Genomic DNA, 19,358 nt, shown 5'->3' on the forward strand with positions numbered 1-19,358 from the left:
AGACGAAATCTGGAACTGTGGGTCCGGTCTTGGGACTGACGTGACGGAACTGCGTGCCCGGGTCCGGATCGGTTCACCGACCTGCAGCCGCTGAGGTGGGCATGGGGAGTATTCTTTCCCGGTATATTTGTCAGCCCAAAACCAAAACGGCCTTATTGTTTTAGGTCAGCCTAAACCACATGGTTCAGGACGAAGCGGAACACGAGGAAACGACGCGACGAGACTACGTGAAGTACGGGGGCGCAGTCGTCGGGAGCGGCCTGCTAGGCGGATGTTCGAGTCGTTCGGACACCCCTCCAACCCCCACCGACACACCGACTGAAACGGACACCGCGACACCCACCGAGACCGGCTACTCCGTCCAGATGGCGCCGGCGGGCGAAGTGCGGTTCGAAGACGTGCCCCAGGACGTGTTTACCATTCTGGGGCATCACGTAGACATGTTGCTGGCGCTCGGCCGCGGTGACGACATCAACGCGATGCACGCTCCAGGCTACCACGAGTCGCTGTACCAGAAGTTCGTTGATCGCCTCGATGGCGTCACGGTCGACTGGGAAGGGCTGTACTCGTCGTGGCCCCCGACGAAAGAGAAGCTGTACGAACTCGACAGTGACGTCCATATTGCCGACCCTGCGAAGGTCTCGACGGCCGACGGGTGGAGCGACGACGACCTCACGGAGATCGAAGAGAACGTCGGACCGTGGTTCGGGAACACACTCAGTGGAACCAACCAGACACCGCCACCAGGCTGGGCAGACCAGTACCAGTACTACACGCTCTGGGAGATCTTCGGCAAGGTCGCGCAGGTGTTCCAAGAAACCGACCGCTACGAGGCGCTCACGTCCGTCCACGAGTCAGTGATTCAGACTATCAAAGCTGGCCTGCCGCCAGAGCGCGAGCGGCCGAGTGCGGCGTTGGTGTTGTTCTCGTCGTCGAAGGAGAAAGCGTGGGGATACAAGCTGAACCATCCGGGCTACTACGCCGCACACACGCGTCCGATGGGTGTCACCGACGCACTGGCCGACGCCGTCGGGGAGGGATACGGTGACGACGGGCGGAACATCACCCTCGATTACGAGCTGCTGCTCGAAGCAGATCCGGACGTGCTGCTCGTGTTCGGCCCGATGGCGGAGTACCACGATCTCGACGAGATCCGAACGAGACTAGAGGAACACGACATCGCGAGAGAGATCACGGCCGTTCAGGAAGGCGACGTCTACGCCCAAGGTGCGCGGCGCCAGGGCCCGATACTGAATCTGTTCCAGCTGGAGATGACGGCGAAGGAGCTCTACCCCGACGTGTTCGGTGAGTGGCCGGGCTACGTCGACGGCGAGCCGTACCCCGAGGTCCCTGGGGACGAACGGCTGTTCGACCGTCAGCGCGTCGCGGACATCATCAACGGAGATGTTTAACCGATGAGCCAGTCAGATGGTGACAGCCGCGTTCCCCTGCACTTGCAGCCCCTGAAGAGACCGGTCCGGACCCGTACCGCTGATACTGACCGCACTGAGGAAGCCCCGGATGGCGGCCGTGCGAAGCGACCGGCAGAGACATCCCGGAGAAGCGGCGTTCACTCGGCGTCTCCGGTCGTCGAAGTCACCGACGCGGAGGTGTTGGCGCGATGGTAGAGGTCACAATCCTGTCGGACAACAGAGTTGCGAAACCGTATCCGCGCGGCTTACGCGGCGAATGGGGCTTTTCGGCCGCAATCGGAAACGTGCTTCTCGATACCGGCCAGTCAGTCGCCGTCCACAACGCGAAACTGCTCGACGTGCCGGTCGAAACGCTCGACTCGATCGTCGTGAGCCACTCCCATTTCGACCACACGAGCGGAATGCTGGACCTGTTAAACGTCATGGACCGGCCCGACGTCTACTGTCACCCGGAGGTCTGGGCGCCGCGGTATCTCGACCGAGAGGGGGAGTTCGAGGGTGCGCCGCTCGGCATCCCGTACACCAAATCGACCATCGAAGCGAAAGCGAACGTCGTCGAACGGCGTGCGCCAGTCGAGGTCGCTGACGGCGTTCACGCACTCGGAGAGATTCCGCGCCCGCATCAGGACTACGTGATCGGAACAGTCGAGCGGGACGACGGGGTCGTGGATGACCCAATCGTCGACGACCAGTCAGTCGTCGTCGAGACGGCGGAGGGGTTGGCGCTGGTCTTAGGCTGTTGCCACGCCGGACTGCGCAACACGGTCGAGCACGCCGAGTCAGTCTTCGACGACGACGTCCGATACGTCATCGGCGGCACCCACCTCATCGCCGTCGACGACGAGCGAATCCGCGAAATCGCGGACTGGCTGTCGGAGAAACTCGACGTGCTCGTCGGGGCACACTGTACCGGAACGGCGGCGAGCGGAATCCTGCGCAAGTGCCTTCCGGACGTCTACGAGCCGGCGGGCGTTGGAAAAACGATACAGATTGAATGAGCCACTTCGGCTCGACCACTCGTCACTGCCCCGAATTTGGCGTCTCGGAATCCCGATGAGACTGTCCGCGATGTCCACGCGAGCGGATTAGTTAACACGTCGCTGGGCCGACGGGGACGCATGTCCGGCGAACAACCGCGTCCGTTCCGGTTCGAGGCGGAGGTCGACCCCGGCGAAAAGCGGCAGTTCCGCTACGAGGTGAGCGAGACGTACCTCGGCGACCCGGTCGAACTCCCGGTCACCGTCATCAACGGCGCCGGCGACGGTCCGCGCGTGTTCATGACGGCGGCGGTTCACGGCGACGAACTCAACGGCGTCAAGGTGCTTCAGGAGGTCGCAGCCCGGTACCGGCCCAGCGACGTCGACGGGACGCTCGTCCTGCTCCACGTCGTCAACGTCCCGGGGTACCAGAGCCAGCAGCGATACCTCCCGATTTACGACCAGGACATCAACAGGTCGTTCCCGGGCAAGGAGCGGTCGAACACGGCCGAGCGGATGGCGCATCACGTGTATCAGCGGTTCGTGAGTCAGTGCGACTTCGGGCTGGACTTCCATACGTCGACGCGGAACCGGACGACGATGTATCACGCCCGTGCGGACGTCGAGAATCCGGAGGTCGAACGGCTCGCGGAGGCCTTCGGGACGAACGTGATTCTGTCCGGCGAAGGCGACGAAGGGTCGCTCCGGGCGGTGGCGTCCCGGAACGGGATTCCGACGCTCACCGTCGAGATGGGGAAGGCCCACCGGTTCCAGCCGGCGCTCATCGAGAAGGCGCTCGACGGCGTCGAGAGCGTCCTCGCGGAGTACGGCGTCTACCCCGGCGGCGACGTCGCGGAGCCGTCGTGGCGGAAAGTGATGGGGCCGACCGAGGAGAAGCGGTGGATTCGCGCCGACAGCGGCGGCCTCGTGGAGATGCAGTGGGGGCCGAACCCGCTCGTCCACGAGGGCGACGCCATCTGTACGGTTTCGGACCACTTCAAATCGGAGGAGCGGGTCGTCGAGGCGCCGTTCACCGGGCTCATCGTCGGCGTCCTCGAGAACCCGGTCGCGCTCCCCGGCCACCCGCTGTGTCACCTCGTCCGCATCAGCGCGGAGACCCGCGAAGAGATCGAGCGGGAGATCAGCCGCGGCGAGTTCGACGGCTACCGGTCGTACGGGCAGCGCTGGATGGCGGACGAGGAGAAAGCGGAGTAGGTCGCGTCGGCGGCGGCGCGGGCGGCGCGGAGTCAGTCGTCGCAGTCGCAGCCGCCGCGGGCGAACAGGTCGGTGACCGGGTAGTCGGCGCCGCAGTCGGCGCAGAACACGCGGACGTCGACGAGCACGTCGAAGTCGCCGAGGGTGAGTCGGTCGCCGTCGCGGAGCGATTCGAGCGTGTTTCGGGTGACGGCTTCGAGCCGGCCGCGGAGCCGGGCGACCGTGGATTCGCTTCGTTCGAGGACGTCTTCGTCGGACGGTTCGGCCTTTTCGGCGCCGCGGTACTCCGTGAGGTAGGTGTGGATGGACTGGTGGGAAACGAAGTCCGCGGTGAGTTCGTCCGCGTCGACGCCGCGGTCTTCGAGCGCGCGGACGACCTGCGTCCGGACGCCCTCGCTGACGTCGTCGCCGGTGAGCGCCTCGTACGTCTGGCCGGTGTCGCGCTGGACGTCGGCGTCCCGGAGCGCGGCGTCGAGGACGCGACGGTTGAACAGGTCCGCGAGGTCGCGGAGGCTCCGTGACTCCTCGCCGTTGCCGACCCAGAGCCGCTCCAGTTCGGCGCCGAGGCCATCGAGCTCGTACTCGTCGATGACGCGCGCCACCTTGACGTTCGGCCGACTGTCGTCGCTCATGCGTGGGCCGTAGACCCCGCAGGAAATAAACCGCTCCCTCGCCGGCGACGACGCGGCCGTCCCGGTCAGATGTCGGTGACGCGGTGGTAGTCGTCGTCGAGCGCTTCGGCGTCCTCCGGGAGCAGCGCGACCACGAGGTAGTCCGCGAACTCGCGCAGGTAGTCGACCAGCCGCGCGATGCGCTCGGAGTCGATCGCCTCCAGCGAGTCCAACAGCATCACCGGCACCTCCTCGTAGACGTCGTGCACCAGATAGCCGGCCAGCGCGAACACCAGCCCCGTCACTTCCCGCTCGGACTCGCTCAGGTGCTCCACGCGGTCCTCGTACGCCGTCCCCGACCGCGTCCGCCGCACGATGTGCAGTTCGAACTCCGTCTTCGACACCTTCCGCCGCCCCTCCCGCACCTCCGTCTCGACGCGCTCCAGCCAGATCCGGTCGAGGTTCTCGTAGTCCAGAATCTCCAGCACCGACGACATGTGGTCGTTGAACTCCTCGACCGCCTCCTCTTCGATCCGGTCGATCCGCGTCCGCAGCTCCACCAACTCCTCGCTGATCTCCTCTCGGCGCGACTGCAGCTCCTCCTCGCGGCCGAGCTCCGACTCCACCTCCTCGATTTCCGACTCCACCGACGCCAGGTCGTCCTCCAGCCGGCCGATCTCGAACTCCACCTCGTTCGCCTCCCGGTGCAGCTCCAGAATGTCCTCGTACGTCTCGTTTTCCAGCTCCGCCACCTCCGTCTCCAGCTGCTCGACCTCCGCTTTCAGCGACTCCCGCCGCTCTTTCAGGTCGGCCAGCCGGTCTTCGCGCCGCTCGATCTCCTGGGTGGTCTGTTCGAGCGACCGCTCCAGCCGGTCCCGCCGGTCCCGCCGGTCGGTGATGTCCGCGCGCTCGTCGTTCAACGCGGAAATCCGGTCGTCGAGCTCGCGCCGGTCGCTCAGCAGCTCCGACCGACTCTCTTTCAGCCGGTCGATCGTCGCCTCGATGGCGTCCCGCTCGACGTCGCTGCCGCACGTCCAGCACGTCACCGACTCGTCGGACAGCAGCTTGTCCGTCGGCGCGCCCGTCTCCGCCGAGTCGCCGTCCGCACCGAGGTCGAGGCCGCCGTCGGCGGCGTCTTCGAGCCGGTCTTCGTTGAACCGGATGATGTTCTGCAGCTCGGAGGTCCGCGAGTCCAGCGACTGCTTCTGCTCGCGCAGCTCCGCGATCTCCGCTTCGATCTCGTCGAGCCGCGACTCGTCCACCGCGTCGACGTCGTCGAGGTCGGCCTCCGTCTCCCGCTTTTCCGACCGCAGCGACTCCAGGCTCTCTTTTTCGGTTTCGATGTCGAACCGGACCTCTTCGAGCGTCGACCGGACGTCGCGGAGTTCCTCGAGCGTCGCTTCCAGGTCCGACCGGCTGTCGCGGGTCTCGTCGAGGTCGGCGTCCGCCTCGTCGATTTCCGCCTCCAGCTCGGTGAGCGCGTCGCGTTTCTGCTCGATGTCGTCTTGGAGGTCGGTGCGGCGCTGTTCGAGCGTCGGGAGCCGCTGTTTGAGCGTGTCGAGGTCGTCGAGCTCCGCTTCGACCTCGCGTTTTTCGGCTTCGAGCCGGTCGATGTCGGCCTGGATGGAGGCGGTGTCGACCGGCTCCATGATGAGTTCGCGGAGGTCGCCGCCCATCGCGACGGCGCGCCGCGCAGGGTTGTCTTCGAGCAGGAACGCGAACAGGTCGGCGAGCGTCGGGTCGTCGAAGTACGGGTCGCCGCCGAACGCGACGGTGTCGCCGGTCCTGGTGAGCGTCCGGGTGTACGTTTCGCCGTCGACGTCGAGCCGGACGCGGCCCTCGTCGGCGTCGCCTTTCAGCGAGACGCGGTCGCTGCCCATGGCGGCCATGAGCGCCTGCAGGAACGACGTCCGGTTCGTCGCGTTCCGGCCGTGCAGGACGTTCACGCCGGGCGCGAGTTCCACATCCGTCTCGTCGATTCCCCCGACGTTCTCCGCGTGCACGAGAGGGGAATCCGTAAGCCCACGCTGTTTCACACCTGTACTCAGTTCGAAACCTACTAAGGTCTTGTTTCTATTGCCGACACGAACGGACGCGCGCGTCCGCGGGCGGCCCGACCCGCCGAGCCCGGCTTGGCGAGTAGACTTTTCCGGACGACGACACCAGTTCACACCCGCACCCATGTCGTACGAACTCCACGAGCCCGAGTTCGACGGAACGACGACGGAACGATGGGAGCCGGCGTCGCCGTCGGACCTCGGCAACTCCGCGCTCGACTCGCCGGCGGACCACTTCCTGCTGTCGGAATCGGGGTTCCCGCCGGAGTCGCCCGACGACCTCGCGCTGCAGGTGGTCGACCGGGTCGGCAGGCTGAACCGGAACGCGCTCGCGAACGCCGCGTACGGCGCGGACAGCGTCGAGACGATGGACGTCGACGACTCCACCGAGGAGTCAGTGCAGACGCTGTGCCGCGAGCTGCTGCGCGAGGAGTTCGAGTCGATGCCGGAGACCGAGCAGGGCGTCGACGAGCAGCTGCTGGCGTGGGAGGAGCGGCTGTACGAGCAGAAACACGAGACGCGCCAGAAGCTCCACACTGACGACGAACAGCGGTACCACGAGGCGGAGGCGGCGGACGCGCCGAACGAGGAGGAGCGACCCGAGACGGGCCGCTGAGCCGATAGGCGACTCCGTCCGAATCGGCACCTGCGGCTACCGGTGGTACGAGCCGCCGGAGGGGTGGAAGTCGGAGTACGAGAGCAAGCTGCACGCGTACTCCGACGACCCGGCGTTCGACCTCGTCGAACTGAACACGACGTTCTACTCGCTGCCGCAGGTGTCGACGGCGGAGCGGTGGCGCCGGGAGGCCGTCGACGGATTCGAGTTCGCCGTCAAGGGGTGGCAGGCGCTGACCCACGAGTGGGCGAGTCCCACCTGGAACGGCGAGCGCGACGACGTCGAGGCGGACGACGCGCTCGACAGCGACGAGGTCGGCGGACTCCGACCGACCGACTCCGTAGAGGCGGCGTGGGACCGTACAGCCGCCCGCGCCGACGCGCTGGACGCTCCGGTGGTGCTCTTGCAGACGCCGCCGAGCTTCGGCGCCTCCGCGGACCACGAGGCGGCGATGCGGGAGTTCCTCGGCGACGTCGACCGCGGCGAGCTGACGGTGGCGTGGGAGCCGCGGGGCGACTGGCACGACCAACCGGGGCGCGTCGCCGACGTCTGTGACGACCTCGACCTCGTCCACGTCGTCGACCCGCTCCGCGACGACCCGGTGTCGAGCCACCCGACCGCGTACCTCCGGCTGCACGGACTGAACGAGGACCGGTACGACTACGAGTACGACTACGACCGGTCGGAGCTCCGCGAACTCGACGACGCCGTCAGCGACCTCCGCGACGACCACGAAACCGTCTACGTCCTGTTCAACAACGACGCCATGTTCGAGAACGCCCGGTCGTTCCGGGCAGTCAGGGCGGACTGAAACCCCCGAAACGAGCGATTATCTCGACGAGCCCGGACCGGCTACGCGGCCGACTACACCGTCCCGGCTACACCGTCGTCGCGGGCGCGAGCAGCGCGTCGTACGAGTCCGGGAGCTGTGCGGCGGCCCGCTCGAGTTCCCGGTCCGGAACGACGCCGGCCAGCGTGGTCGCGACCGCGTCGACGTACTCGCGGGCGCGGTCCTCGTCGACCTCGGCGCGGGCGGCGACCCGGCTCACGAACTCCTCGGGCGGGAACGCCTCGGCGTCGGCGTCGCCGGACAGAATCCACCGGTTCGCCGCGCCGCGGAGGTAGTGTGCGAGGTCCTCGCTCTCGCCGCGGGTGAGCCGCTCGCTGAGCGTTTCGAGCGTCGCGCGCGCCGCAGCCGACGACTCCGGCTCGGAGAGGTCGGTGGCGTCGGCGACGGCGGCGCCGAACGACTCGTCGGTGAGTCCGCCGGCCGTCTCGAACGCGCGGCCGTACTCCGGCGGAAGCTGCGCCCGAGCGTCGCCCAGCTCCGGCTCCCCGACGACCTGCGCGAGCGCCGCCATCACCGCTCGGACGCGGCGCTCTGCGCGCTCTTCGGTGACGTCGAGGTCGTCGGCGACCCGGCCGAGGAACTCGTCGTACGGCAGCGGCTCCGGCTCCGCCGTGCCGCTCGACAGGAACGCGTCCGCGAACCGCCCGGGGAGGAACTCGGCGACGTCCCGTTTCTCCCCGGTCGAGATGCTGGCGCCGAGCGCCGAAAGCGTCGCGTCGATGGTGGCTTCGACGTCCTCGTCGGAGTCGAACGCCGCTCCGTCCCGCGTCAGACTGACCAGGTTTCGTGTCATGGCTGTGGCCGAACGGACGGAAATCCGCCCGGCCGCCGGGTAAAGTTCGTGGCCGCTGTCACGCGCCGTTACGCACCGTCACGCGCCGTCGAACCGCGGTGCGGCGTCGTCGCCGTCGACGGACGCGCCGTCGAGCGCCGCGAAGGCCTCGCGGACGCGCTCCCAGGTGTCGTCGAGCGCCTCGACGATGACTTTCGTGTCGCCGACGACCGCCATGAAGTTCGTGTCGCCGTCCCACCGCGGCACGACGTGCGTGTGGACGTGGTCGCCGATTGACCCGCCGGCGGCCGACCCGCCGTGGTTCATGCCGGCGTTGAAGCCGTCGGGGTCGAGCGCCTCGCGGAGCGCCGCGAAGGTGCGCTGTTTCATCCGGGCGTGCTCCAGCAGCGTCGCCTCCTCGAGCGCCGCGTAGTCCCCCTCGTGGACCCGCGGAATCACCATCGCGTGCCCCGGGTTGTACGGGTAGTTGTTGAGCAGCACGAACGTCCGCGGCGACCGCGCGACGATGCGGGACGCCCGGTCGTCGTCGCGGCCCGGCAGCACGCAGAACGGGCAGCCGTCGATGTCCTCGTTCCGGTCGTCGCGCTCGACCCAGTCGATGCGCCACGGGGCGAACACCTGTTCCATACCCGGGTCGTCGCGGCCCCGTCCCTTGAACCCCGACGCTTTCGGCGGTCTGCTGTCGGCTCCGCTCCGCCGCCGACCCCGGCGTGGAGCGGCTATTCGGGGGAGCCGCCGTCGTGCATCGCCGCGTTCGCCCGCCCGGCGGATGCGTCGGCGCCGCTGGCCGTCGCGTCGACGCCGCCGACGTCGAACGCCCCGAGGAGCCGTTCGAGTTTCTCGGCGCGCACCGCGACCGACTCGGCTTCGTCGCTCACCGCCGACATCGTCGACACCTGGTCGGCGGCCGTCTCCGAAACCTCCGCGGCGTCCGTCGCCGTGGTCCTGCTGATCTCCGTGACCGGTTCGATCATCGCGACGGCCTCTTCGGTGCTCGCCGCCTGGTCGTCGGTCGCGCGGTTGATCTCCTGGATTCCCTGGTTCGTCTCCCGGGCGTTGTCGGCGACCTCAGAGAGCGCCGCCGCGGCGTCCGTGACCGCGTCCGCGCCGGCTTCGATGTCCGCTTGGGCGGCCCGAACGCCGCTGACCGTCTCCGCTGTCTGCCGTTGGGTGTCCGTGATGAGCGACTCGATGTCGGCGGCGGCGTCCTGCGTCTCCTCGGCGAGCTGTTTCACTTCGTCCGCGACGACCGCGAAGCCGCCGCTGCTCCCCGCGCCGCCGCTCGCGCCGGCGCGCGCCGCCTCGATGTTGGCGTTGAGCGCGAGCATGTTCGTCTGCTCGGCGATGTCGCTGATGAGGTCGACGATGTCGCCGATTTCGTCCATCTGGGATTCGAGCGACTGGACGTTGTCGACGGTCGAATCGATGGCGTCCTGGACGTCGGCCATCCGGTCGATGGCGTCCTCCGCGGTGGACTCGCCGGCGTCCGCAACTTCGGCGGTCGTCTCGGAGGTGTCGGCGACGGTCTGGGCCGACGAGGCGACCTCCTCGATGGTCGCCGAGAGGTTGTTCATCTCGCTCGCCACCTCCTCGAGCATGCCGCGCTGCTCGTCGGCGCTCGCCGCGATGGCTTCCGTGGCGGCGTTCACGGACTCGGCGGCCCGTTCTGCCTCGTCGACGCCGCCGGTCGTCGCGTCGCTCGCGGCGGCGACCTCGTCGGCGAACACCTGGATGTCCGCCATCGCCGACTCGATCTCGTCGAGCATCTCGTTGCACGCGGTCGCGATCTGCGTCATCGCCGCCGAGTCGCTCTCCGCGTCGAGCCGCACCGTCAGTTCGCCGGCGGCGGCCCGCGCCATCGCCCCGCTGTAGTCGTCCGCCTTCGATTCGAGGTGCGCGTTCAGCTGTTCGACCTCCTGCCGCCGCGCCTCCGCCTGCTCGACGGCCTCCTCGACGTCCTGAATCTCTTCGGTCTGCGCGGCGACCTGCTGGAGCCGCTGTTCGGACTCCTCGCGGGACTTCTCGATGGAGTACCAGTTCGACATCAGCGCCCCGGAGAGCGCGAGGATGAACGCGGCGTGAATGCCCGCCCACGCCCACGGGTAGTTGATGGCGGCCGGGTGGTTGTAGACGTTCGTCGGGTCGATCATGCTGAAGACGACGTGGCCGGTCGCGACGTAGCCGAGGCCGATGGCGAACGGGAGCCAGTCCTCGTAGACGGCGATGACCGCCATGACGACGAAGAAGTGGAAGTGCGCCTCGATGTAGCCGCCCGAGAACTGCACGAGCAGCGTCGACGTCGTCATCAGCCCGACGGACGCGAGCGCGGTCCGCGTTCGCCTGCTCGGCCGCGACCACGCGGCGAGGGCGGCGAGCGCGACGACGATTCCGAGTTCCCCGACGACGAGCCACGTCGGAGTCGCCGGAATTGTCGCGCCGGTGACCGCCGACTCGGTGCCCTCGTACAGCCCGAGTGCCAACAGCAGCGGCACGTGCGCCACGAGCGACACCAGGATTTTTCGGTGACGGGAGCGCCACCGCTCGGCCGGAATCGTATCTCCGCTGGGCGTGTACCTGACGAACGTCGCTAGCTTCCGCCGGACGCGGTCGATGATCGAACGGCCCGACTGACTCCCCCGAATCGCGTGTGCCATGCAGAAGCCGACACACACCCCGCATAAGGGTTCAGCGCCCCAAAACCGAGTTCTGATACTTTCACACTAGATTTACGGGATTTCATCGCGGACGAATAGTGAACTGTCGATGCAGACAGCTGGAGCGACAATCCGTCAACGCGGTTACGACTGCGTCGGGTACCACGCGAGCGCGTGGTCAGCGACCAGCTCCAGGTCGACGCCCGACCCGACCGGGTAGCTCTCCGTGTGGTTCTGTCGACACCGAACTCGGTCCCCGTTCGCTAACTCGACGTCGTAGACGAACGACGGGCCGGTGTACTGCCTGCGGGTGACGAAGCCGTCCGGCTCCCCGACCGCCGGGGCGAGTGCGACGTCGTCGGGGCGGACGAGGACGTCGACCATGGCGCCGACGTACGGCTCCACGGTCCCGGTGAGTTGCGTTCGCGGTATCGGGCCGACCTGCGTCTCTACCGTTTCCTCGCCGATGTTTCCGGAGAGGAAACCGGCGTGTCCGAGGAAGGACGCGACGAACCGCGACTCGGGGTTCTCGAAGACGGCCTCGGGCGGGCCGACCTGCTCGAGCTGGCCGTCGTGCATCACTGCGACCCGGTCAGAGAGGCTCAACGCCTCCTCCTGGTCGTGCGTGACGGAGACCGCGGTGACCCCCGCAGCCGACAGAATCCGTTTGAGCTCCTCGCGCATCTCCACGCGGAGCCGGACGTCGAGACTCGAGAACGGCTCGTCGAGCAGCAACACGTCAGGTTCGGGAGCGAGCGCGCGAGCGAGCGCCACGCGCTGCTGCTGCCCTCCGGAGAGCTCACTCGGGTCCCGTTCTTCGAAGCCCACCAGGTCGACCAGATCGAGAAGTTCCTCGACGCGGCCGGCCTGCGCCTCGTCGCTCGCGTCCGCGATCCCGTAGGCGACGTTCTCCGCGACCGAAAGGTGGGGGAACAGCGCGAAGTCCTGGAACACGAGTCCGACGTTCCGCTCGTTCGGTGGCCTGGCAGCGTCGGCGTCCGCGACGCGCCGCCCCTCGATGTGAACCGTTCCTTCGGAGGGCGCTTCCAGCCCGGCGAGCAGGCGAAGCGTCGTCGTCTTCCCGCATCCCGACGGGCCGAGGATGGTGAGCAGTTCCCCCTCGCGAACCCGGAGTGAGAGGTTCTCCACCGCGGTTTCGCTACCGTAGTGCTTGCTCACGCGGTCAGTTTCGAGGGCGACGTCCTCGTCGGGAATTTCAGCGTCGCGCCAGGGTTCGCCTGCCGCGTTCTCTGCGTGTTCGTCCTCCGGTTCGAGATGTGTGTCGGTCATTTTATCGCTGTGTGCGTTCACGTGTGAGGATGACGACCATCGAGAGCGCGGAAACTCCGAGCAGTATGAGTGCCGGGACGGCGATGCGGCCGTAGAACCCGGACTCACGGGCCGTCCAGATGTAGGTCACGAGCGTTCGAAAGTTCGCCGGTTGAAGCAGCAGCGTCGCGGGTAACTCCTTCATCGTCGTCAGGAAGACGAGCGCCGCGCCCGCGGAGACGCCCGGAAGGATGAGCGGAAGCGTGACGCGCCGAAACGCCGCGACCGACGAGTCCCCGAGCGTCCGCGCCGCCTCCACGAGGCGGCGGTCGACCTGCACGACGCTCGACCGCGTCGTGCCGACCGCCTGGGGCAGGAACCGCACGACGTACGCGAAGACGAGTAGCGGGAGCGTCTGGTAGAGCCCGCGGACGTAACGCACACCGACGTAGACGAGCGCGAGCGCGATGACGATTCCGGGGACGGCGTAGCCCGCGTAGGTGACGCGTTCGAGGAGCCGCGCGAGCCGCGAGTCCGCGTAGCGGCCGGAGAGATATCCGACGGGGACGGCCGCGACCACGGCGACGCCGGCGGTGAGTGCGGCGGCGTAGACCGAGTTCCACGCGTACTCCAAGGAGAAACCGCCGCCGTAGGCAGGAACGTCCCGGAAGAACCACTGCGTGAAGACGCCGAGCGGCACGAGGAGCGCGAGCGCGACGACGGCCGCGCAGGTAAGGAGGACTGGGGCTTTCAGCCACCCCAGCTGGAGGCGACTCGCCGAACGGACCTGTCCGGTCGCGTAGCCGGAGCCGTCCGTTCCGGAGACGCGCGACTCCAGCAGGAGGACGACCGCCGTGACGAACAAGAGCTGCACGGAGAGGAGCGCAGCGGTGTCCCGAGAGTAGGAGTACTCGACGTAGATGACGCGGGTGAAGACGTCGACGTGCATGATCGCCGGAGTGCCGAAGTCGCTGAGAGCGTACAGCGCGACGAGGAGTGCACCGGCAGTGATGCCGGGGAGTATCTGCGGGAGCGTGACGCGGCGGAACGCGGCGACCGGCGAGTCCCCGAGCGTCCGCGCTGCCTCCACGAGCGAGGCGTCCATCGTGAGCAGCGCGGCGCGCGTCCCGAGGAAGACGTAGGGGTAGACGTACAGCGTGAGGACGAACGTCGCTCCGGGGAAGCCGTAGATGGACGGGAGACCGACGACGCCGAGCGGGGCAAGGGCGTCGGCGAGCGTCCCGTTCGGTCCGAACGCGGCGACGTACGCGAACGCGCCGAGGTAGCTCGGTACCACCAGCGGCAGCGCCAGGGCGACCGTCCAGAATCGCGAGAACGGGAGGTCGGTGCGGGCGGTGGCGACGGCGAGCGGGACGCCGAGCGCGGTGGATGCGGCCGTGACGGCTGCGACGAGACCGATACTGTTTACGAGGACGGTGAGCGTCGACCTGCTGGTGAGCAGATGGATCGCCCGTGGCCTCGGGACTTCGAGTGCACGGACGACCAGCCAGCCGACGGGTGCGAGTACGGCGAGTGCAACGACGACGCCGGCGGCGAGCAGCGCGAGCGGCGGTGCGCCCCGGTCCCGGACGCGGCGAATCGTCTCTCCGGGTCCGTGGAGCGGGCTGACGCCGTCACCGTCTCGCTGGCTCTCGCTCATCTCTCAGAGGACGCCGGTGTCGCGCAGGAGTCTGATAGTTTCTTTGACGTTACCGAGTGCTGCAAGATCGATGTCCGGCGGGTCGAGTTCGGCGATCGACGGGAGTTCGATATCGCCGCCGTCCGGCGGTGCGACGCCGGAAGCGAGCGGGTACGAGTAGACGTGTTCGACCAGGTACCGCTGAACCTCCCTGGTGAGGAAGTGGCGGACGAAGTTCGTCGCGAGGTCGAACCGGTCGCTCGACCGTAAAACGAGCGCGCCGGCGACGTTGATGAGCGCGCCCGGCCCGCCGTGCGTGAACGCGAGGTCGACAGGCGCGTCTGGGTTCGCTTGCTTCAACCGGAGGGCGTAGTAGTGATTTGCGAATCCGGCGCTCACGGTTCCTTGTGCGACGTCGTACGTGACGCCGAATTCGCCCGGATACGACTTGACGCCGGTTTCCTGAACGCCGTTGAGCCACTGGCGGGTGCGGCTGTCGCCTTCGAGGTGCCGCATCGCCGTAACGAACGCCTGAAACGACCCGTAAGAGGGTGCCCAGCCCAGCGCGTCCTGAAATCGCTTCTTGCCCGGGATGTCGAAGACTGAGGCAGGGATATCGTCAGCGGTCAGTCTGTCCGTGTTGTACGGGATTGCACGTGCGCGGCCGGTGAGGCCGACCCAGCGGCGCTTCGAGTCGCGGAACTTCCCGGCGACGATACCTGTGAGGTCGGCGGGAAGTGTCGCCGCGAGGCCGTTTCGAGCGACGAGAGCGAGCGACGCAGCGTCGATAGACCAGAACACGTCGGCGGGTGATTCGCCGTTGGCGGCCTCCGTGAGAATCGTGTTCGCCAGCCCCGACGACGGACCGCGCTTGAGCGTGACCGAGAAGTCCTCGTAGCGAGTGTCTTCGAGGTACGAGACGAGGTCGCTGTACGCGCCGCCTTCGCCGCGCCCCAGGTAGACCGTGAGGTCGCCCTCGAGATCCGGCAGGTCGTCGATAGAGGGGGCTCCGCCTTCCGGGGTCCGCGTCGACGCGGTTCCGGTCTCGACTACCGGGTCGTCGGTCGTCCCACTCCGTGACGACCCCGAAATGCCGCTACAGCCGGCGAGCAGGCTGGCGGTTCCTACGGTGCCCGCGATGAACGTGCGACGGTCTGTGAGTCGGGATGTCCGGTCGGAGGTCATGAGTATCGATGTCGTCAGTTCGAGCGTCGGCGTAGCGCGAGGAACGCGCCGGCGAGTGCACAGAGCGTGACGCCGACGCCGAATCCGGGCGTGGAGGTGGTCGTGGTGGTCTCTGACTCGGTCGTCGCTGCCGACTGCGTCGTCGTGGCTGTCTCGGTTTCGTTGCCGAGACTGATGGTTTTCTCGCTTTCGGTCGACAGTACTGTCTCGACTTCGGCGAGTTTCTTCTCCATCGACTCGACCTCGCTGCGGACCTTGCTCACGGAGGCGTTTCGTTCGATGAGGCCCGGGAGGTCCTCGTTGAAGTCGGCTTCGAGTTCCTCGACCAGTTCGGGGCGCTTCTCGATGAGTTCGCCCTCGAGCCCCTCGAAGTAGGAGAGGTAGGTCTGCCGAATGATCTGCTTGGCCTTCGCCTCGTTCCCGTTCGCGTAGGCTTCGACCGCCTCGTGGAGGTGTTCCGTTATTTCAGCTACGACTTTTTCGACCCCCGACCCGTTCGTCTCGGCATCGATTCCGGTATACTCGCTGTATTCGGCGGCGATTCCGTTCGTGATGCTTTTCACGTCGCTCGGAGCCTTCGAGTCGCCGATAGCGCTGTGGAGCGTCTCAAACATCTCGTCGAGTTCCGCGCGGGCGTGTTCGGACAGCGTCGCACGGACGTGGTTCGCGTACAGCGACTCGGCGCGGATGACGAAGCCACGGGCGTCGTCGTACTCCATCCGATTGACGACGGTTCCGTTCGCGGCGACACCCTCCCCGTACTCCTGCACTGCACGCTGGAGGAGGTCGCGCGAGACCTTCGCGTTGAACGTCGCGTTCTCCACCCGGTCGCCGACGACGGCGCGCTTGGCGCGGTCGAGCATGTCGAACACCGTCTCGTTGAGGTAGGTCGCGTACTCGCTCGCGGAGTCGTTGCGTGCGTGGTTCGGCGCGGCGAGAAGCGCGGCCTCGAGTTCCGCCGCCAGCGTCGCATTCGCCTCACGGAGCGTCGCGTTGACGGCCGTCCAGTACTCCCGGTGTGGGTGGCCGGCGTGGAGGATGGCGAGCTTCGTATTCCCCGCTTTCGCGTACTGGCGCGACACAGCGAGGTGCCCCTTCATCTCTTCAATCGTGCGGACGAACGCGACGTCTTCGGACGTGCTCGCGGTCGTCTGGGCCGCCCGTTCGGTGTTGAGCTGTGTCGCCGAACTGCCTCCGACGACCGGTTCTCCGGGAGCGAACGCGACGGCCCCGGTGGGCACTACGAGTAATGCGGCGAACGCAACTGCGGTCAGCGTGCGGAGCGTCCCGGTTTCTCTCTCCATACAGACCAATTTTTAGGCTTGCCTAAAACATTTCTGGTTCGTTCGACGACGCCGGGCAGTCCGCTGGAGTCGACACATCGACGGTTACGATTAGGCCGCCCTAAATGTGTTGGTCGGTGTGGCTTCGCGTTCGGACTGCCCGCCGAATCACCACGCTGGACGCCGGCGGCCGTTTCGACCGGCCGTCGGGAGCCAGCCGGGCCGGTCGGGAACTGCCAGCCCCACGCATCTTCGCAGCGCTGAAATAGCGGCTGTGCGCAGCCACCCAAACCTTTTTGTGTCACCTCCTATCTTTAAGCAGGAATCCGGTGTACCCCGTGGTGCATGGCGACTCAACCCTCCGACCCCCAGAGCGTTCACGAATCGTGTTCGCAGTGCGGCGGAGAGACGGCTCACGACGTGCGGGTGGAAATCCGCACCGAGAGCGACAAAGAGGAGAACAGCGCGTTCTCCCGTGAGCCGTACCGCGTCGTCACCTGCAACGAGTGCGGTGCAGAGTCGGCGACGCGGATGAACAACGCCTGAGCCTGCGACCCGCTCGGGAGCACCGGAGCGGCGCAGCCTCAGGGGCGCCCATGCAGTTCCACTGACCCGGCCGTCGAGTCGGCGGCCGTCCGCCGAGCCGCGGGCCGCCGTTACTCGAACAGGCCGGCGGTGGTTACTTCGACGCCGTCTTCGGTGACGACGAGCGTGTGCTCGGCCTGCGAGACAAGTGTCCCGTCCGCTTCTTTGAGTACCGGGTAGCCCTTGACGACGCCGTTCGTCTTCAGGCGGCGCAGCGCCATCTCGGCGCGCGACGACGAGAGCCACCGCGCCGCGAACGGCAGGCCGTCGAGCTCCCGGATCTCTTCGAGTGCCTGCCGCGCCGCGCGGTTCCGCACCGACCGGTCGTTCGTCAACTCGAAGATCTCCTCCTCGCTGCCCTCGCCGACCTTGCCGCGGCCGTCGGTCGCGAACGGCTCGATGGCGACGACCTGCCCCGGCTCCAGTTCCACCGACCGGTCGACGCCGCGATTCGGGACGTTCGGGCCGGTGTGCGCGTCGAACCGCTCGACGCCGTGCCCGGAGAGGTTGTAGACGGGCGTGTAGCCGTACGCCTCGATGACGTCCTCGATTTCGGCGCCGATTTCGCCGACCGGGACGCCCGGGCCGGCGGCGTCGACGGCGGCCTCCAGCGCCTCCTCGGCGGCCTCCTTCAGTTCGACTTCGCCGGCGAGGTCGACCGTCGTGGCCGCGTCGGCGATGTAGCCGTCGACGTGGACGCCGACGTCGAGACAGACGACGTCCTCGCCGAACTCCGCGTCGTCGTCGCGGCCGGGCGTCGCGTGGCTGGCCTCCTCGTCGACGGAGATGTTGACGGGGAAGGCGATGCCGGCGCCCTCCTCACGGATGCGGTCCTCCGCGAACTCGGCGACTTCCAGGTGCGTGACGCCCGGCTCGATTTTCTCGCGGGCCTCCGCCATCACCGTCGTCAGCACGTCGCCGGCTTCGCGGTACTTCGCCAGAACGTCCTCGTCGAGCGCGCTCATACTCGGTCGTTCGACTGAACGCGGGAAAGGGATTGCGCTACCTGCGCGGTCGTCGGTGTTAGGCAGCGAGAGGAGTCGGCGGGAGCCGTGAGTCGACTCGGCCGCTGGTGCGACCCAGTCAGCGAGTGAAGCGGCGGGAAGCCAGCGACCTCCGCGAGAAGGAGACCCCGTGTCTACGGGTCTCACAGTACCACTATTCGGCGACGTTTTTACGGGATGGGGGCGTCGTATTGACCGATGAGTGTACCGCGATTCGGCCGGGACGTCGAACCGCACCACAGACGGGTCGACGTCTCCGAGTGGGAGGACGTCCACGTCGTGGGCGACGTGCACGGCTGCGACGGGGAGGTGGACCGGCTGCTCGACGCGCTGGACGTAACCGACGATGACCTCGTGGTGTTCGTCGGCGACCTCGTCCGGAAGGGACCGGACAGCAAGGCCGTCGTCGACCGCGTCCGCGCGGCCGACAACCTCCTGACCGTCCGCGGCAACAACGAGGAGAAGCTGCTGCGCGGCGAGAAGCGACTCCCCGAATTGACGGACGACGACCTCGACTGGATCGCCTCGCTCCCCGTCGCGATTTCGTGGCCGGGTTCGGGTGGCACGCCGGGTACGCTGGTAGTCCACGGCGGCGTCGACCCGCGCGTCCCCCTCGACGAGCACGGGATCGACGACCTCCAGACCACCCGGTCGCTCGTTCCCGGCGGGAGCTACGGCGACCGCCCGTACTGGTGGGAGGAGTACGGCGGCCCCCAGCGCGTCTTTTTCGGCCACACGGTGCTCGCCCGCCCGGTCGTCCGCGAGTTCGCGGTCGGACTCGACACCGGCTGCGTGTACGGCGGCGACCTCACCGCCTACGACTGGCGGGCCGACCGGTTCCGCTCGGTCGCTCCGAACGGGTCCGCCGAGGAGCGCGCGGACCGAAAAGTCCTGAACCCTCCGTTCACAACGGCGATGGACGGCGGCGAACAGTCGATGACGACCGGAAGCGAGTCTGACTGACCGCCGCGACCGTCGCAGGATGATTGCTCACGCGGCCAACAGGAGTTCCCGTCGATGACCCGATTTCGCCGCTGATTCTGTATCGGAGAGATTTCCCGTCAGTCCGACTGGTGCGGTGAAATCGCTATCAGACGTGGGGAGTGCTACATAGTGGAATGGACAAGTACGGATGAGTGAATAGCAAACTGACAGGAACACTTACCAGCCGTCGGGTTTCTCTCTGT

General features: G+C 67.4%; 17 protein-coding genes. 7 read left to right on the top strand and 10 right to left on the bottom strand.

Annotated elements, in window-relative coordinates:
* The first annotated feature begins 179 nt into the window (after positions 1-179).
* The 3 genes from ACQUS7_RS01985 (at position 180) to ACQUS7_RS01995 (ending at position 3,625) form a co-directional block, all read left to right on the top strand.
* The gene (locus tag ACQUS7_RS01985) at positions 180-1,412 is read left to right on the top strand and encodes an ABC transporter substrate-binding protein (RefSeq protein WP_435144111.1); all 1,233 of its coding nucleotides are present in this window, start codon (positions 180-182) and stop codon (positions 1,410-1,412) included.
* A gap of 209 nt (positions 1,413-1,621) precedes the next feature.
* The gene (locus ACQUS7_RS01990; RefSeq protein ID WP_435144113.1) at positions 1,622-2,431 is read left to right on the top strand and encodes an MBL fold metallo-hydrolase; all 810 of its coding nucleotides are present in this window, start codon (positions 1,622-1,624) and stop codon (positions 2,429-2,431) included.
* A 120-nt stretch (positions 2,432-2,551) separates the two neighbouring features.
* Positions 2,552-3,625, top strand: a complete 1,074-nt coding sequence (locus ACQUS7_RS01995; protein WP_435144116.1) for a succinylglutamate desuccinylase/aspartoacylase family protein — start codon at positions 2,552-2,554, stop codon at positions 3,623-3,625.
* A gap of 32 nt (positions 3,626-3,657) precedes the next feature.
* Here ACQUS7_RS01995 and rdfA read toward each other — a convergent pair whose 3' ends face one another.
* Positions 3,658-4,257 (bottom strand): rod-determining factor RdfA, encoded by a 600-nt coding sequence (gene rdfA / locus ACQUS7_RS02000; protein ID WP_435144119.1) that lies wholly within the window; start codon positions 4,255-4,257, stop codon positions 3,658-3,660.
* 65 nt (positions 4,258-4,322) lie between these two features.
* Positions 4,323-6,239 (bottom strand): archaea-specific SMC-related protein, encoded by a 1,917-nt coding sequence (locus ACQUS7_RS02005; protein WP_435144122.1) that lies wholly within the window; start codon positions 6,237-6,239, stop codon positions 4,323-4,325.
* A gap of 178 nt (positions 6,240-6,417) precedes the next feature.
* Here ACQUS7_RS02005 and ACQUS7_RS02010 point away from each other — a divergent pair, with 178 nt between their 5' ends.
* Together ACQUS7_RS02010 and ACQUS7_RS02015 are read left to right on the top strand one after the other, a co-directional pair.
* Positions 6,418-6,909, top strand: a complete 492-nt coding sequence (locus tag ACQUS7_RS02010) for a hypothetical protein (protein WP_435144125.1) — start codon at positions 6,418-6,420, stop codon at positions 6,907-6,909.
* A gap of 88 nt (positions 6,910-6,997) precedes the next feature.
* The gene (locus ACQUS7_RS02015) at positions 6,998-7,720 is read left to right on the top strand and encodes a DUF72 domain-containing protein (protein WP_435145217.1); all 723 of its coding nucleotides are present in this window, start codon (positions 6,998-7,000) and stop codon (positions 7,718-7,720) included.
* A 67-nt stretch (positions 7,721-7,787) separates the two neighbouring features.
* Here the strand turns inward: ACQUS7_RS02015 and ACQUS7_RS02020 are convergent, their stop codons facing one another.
* From ACQUS7_RS02020 to ACQUS7_RS02050, 7 genes are all read right to left on the bottom strand, one after another.
* On the bottom strand, positions 7,788-8,552 hold the full coding sequence (locus ACQUS7_RS02020) for a DUF2267 domain-containing protein (protein WP_435144128.1): 765 nt from the start codon (positions 8,550-8,552) through the stop codon (positions 7,788-7,790).
* A gap of 78 nt (positions 8,553-8,630) precedes the next feature.
* Complete coding sequence (locus ACQUS7_RS02025) at positions 8,631-9,179, bottom strand: HIT family protein (RefSeq protein ID WP_435144131.1); 549 nt, start codon at positions 9,177-9,179, stop codon at positions 8,631-8,633.
* A 92-nt stretch (positions 9,180-9,271) separates the two neighbouring features.
* Positions 9,272-11,206 carry a methyl-accepting chemotaxis protein gene (locus ACQUS7_RS02030; protein ID WP_435144134.1) on the bottom strand — a complete coding sequence of 645 codons (1,935 nt, stop codon included), beginning with the start codon at positions 11,204-11,206 and terminating at the stop codon, positions 9,272-9,274.
* 144 nt (positions 11,207-11,350) lie between these two features.
* Entirely contained in the window at positions 11,351-12,496 is a 1,146-nt protein-coding gene (locus ACQUS7_RS02035) for an ABC transporter ATP-binding protein (RefSeq protein ID WP_435144137.1), read from the bottom strand.
* A gap of 1 nt (position 12,497) precedes the next feature.
* A complete protein-coding gene (locus ACQUS7_RS02040) occupies positions 12,498-14,135 on the bottom strand; it encodes an ABC transporter permease (RefSeq protein WP_435144140.1) in 1,638 nt (545 codons plus the stop codon).
* 3 nt (positions 14,136-14,138) lie between these two features.
* The gene (locus tag ACQUS7_RS02045; protein ID WP_435144143.1) at positions 14,139-15,299 is read right to left on the bottom strand and encodes an extracellular solute-binding protein; all 1,161 of its coding nucleotides are present in this window, start codon (positions 15,297-15,299) and stop codon (positions 14,139-14,141) included.
* Positions 15,300-15,313: 14 nt separating this feature from the next.
* The gene (locus ACQUS7_RS02050) at positions 15,314-16,603 is read right to left on the bottom strand and encodes a PGF-CTERM sorting domain-containing protein (protein WP_435144146.1); all 1,290 of its coding nucleotides are present in this window, start codon (positions 16,601-16,603) and stop codon (positions 15,314-15,316) included.
* Positions 16,604-16,927: 324 nt separating this feature from the next.
* On the opposite strand from ACQUS7_RS02050, the gene ACQUS7_RS02055 reads away from it, so the two are divergent.
* On the top strand, positions 16,928-17,128 hold the full coding sequence (locus ACQUS7_RS02055; RefSeq protein WP_435128208.1) for a hypothetical protein: 201 nt from the start codon (positions 16,928-16,930) through the stop codon (positions 17,126-17,128).
* Positions 17,129-17,238: 110 nt separating this feature from the next.
* On the opposite strand, the gene map is transcribed toward ACQUS7_RS02055, so the two are convergent.
* Complete coding sequence (gene map, locus ACQUS7_RS02060) at positions 17,239-18,132, bottom strand: type II methionyl aminopeptidase (protein WP_435144148.1); 894 nt, start codon at positions 18,130-18,132, stop codon at positions 17,239-17,241.
* A 237-nt stretch (positions 18,133-18,369) separates the two neighbouring features.
* Between map and ACQUS7_RS02065 the strand changes: the two genes are divergently transcribed.
* Complete coding sequence (locus tag ACQUS7_RS02065; RefSeq protein ID WP_435128205.1) at positions 18,370-19,134, top strand: metallophosphoesterase family protein; 765 nt, start codon at positions 18,370-18,372, stop codon at positions 19,132-19,134.
* Positions 19,135-19,358: the final 224 nt, after the last annotated feature.

This window comes from Halobaculum sp. P14, assembly GCF_051195155.1.
In the GTDB taxonomy this organism is placed as follows: Archaea; Halobacteriota; Halobacteria; order Halobacteriales; family Haloferacaceae; genus JBNTKA01.

Excerpts from the sequence above, each read along its gene's own strand:
- ACQUS7_RS01985 (WP_435144111.1), top strand. The coding sequence starts at position 180 with ATGGTTCAGGACGAAGCGGAACACGAGGAAACGACGCGACGAGACTAC.
- ACQUS7_RS01990 (WP_435144113.1), top strand. The coding sequence starts at position 1,622 with ATGGTAGAGGTCACAATCCTGTCGGACAACAGAGTTGCGAAACCGTAT.
- ACQUS7_RS01995 (WP_435144116.1), top strand. The coding sequence starts at position 2,552 with ATGTCCGGCGAACAACCGCGTCCGTTCCGGTTCGAGGCGGAGGTCGAC.
- rdfA (WP_435144119.1), bottom strand. The coding sequence starts at position 4,257 with ATGAGCGACGACAGTCGGCCGAACGTCAAGGTGGCGCGCGTCATCGAC.
- ACQUS7_RS02010 (WP_435144125.1), top strand. The coding sequence starts at position 6,418 with ATGTCGTACGAACTCCACGAGCCCGAGTTCGACGGAACGACGACGGAA.
- ACQUS7_RS02020 (WP_435144128.1), bottom strand. The coding sequence starts at position 8,552 with ATGACACGAAACCTGGTCAGTCTGACGCGGGACGGAGCGGCGTTCGAC.
- ACQUS7_RS02025 (WP_435144131.1), bottom strand. The coding sequence starts at position 9,179 with ATGGAACAGGTGTTCGCCCCGTGGCGCATCGACTGGGTCGAGCGCGAC.
- ACQUS7_RS02030 (WP_435144134.1), bottom strand. The coding sequence starts at position 11,206 with ATGGCACACGCGATTCGGGGGAGTCAGTCGGGCCGTTCGATCATCGAC.
- ACQUS7_RS02035 (WP_435144137.1), bottom strand. The coding sequence starts at position 12,496 with ATGACCGACACACATCTCGAACCGGAGGACGAACACGCAGAGAACGCG.
- ACQUS7_RS02040 (WP_435144140.1), bottom strand. The coding sequence starts at position 14,135 with ATGAGCGAGAGCCAGCGAGACGGTGACGGCGTCAGCCCGCTCCACGGA.
- ACQUS7_RS02045 (WP_435144143.1), bottom strand. The coding sequence starts at position 15,299 with ATGACCTCCGACCGGACATCCCGACTCACAGACCGTCGCACGTTCATC.
- ACQUS7_RS02050 (WP_435144146.1), bottom strand. The coding sequence starts at position 16,603 with ATGGAGAGAGAAACCGGGACGCTCCGCACGCTGACCGCAGTTGCGTTC.
- ACQUS7_RS02055 (WP_435128208.1), top strand. The coding sequence starts at position 16,928 with ATGGCGACTCAACCCTCCGACCCCCAGAGCGTTCACGAATCGTGTTCG.
- map (WP_435144148.1), bottom strand. The coding sequence starts at position 18,132 with ATGAGCGCGCTCGACGAGGACGTTCTGGCGAAGTACCGCGAAGCCGGC.
- ACQUS7_RS02065 (WP_435128205.1), top strand. The coding sequence starts at position 18,370 with ATGAGTGTACCGCGATTCGGCCGGGACGTCGAACCGCACCACAGACGG.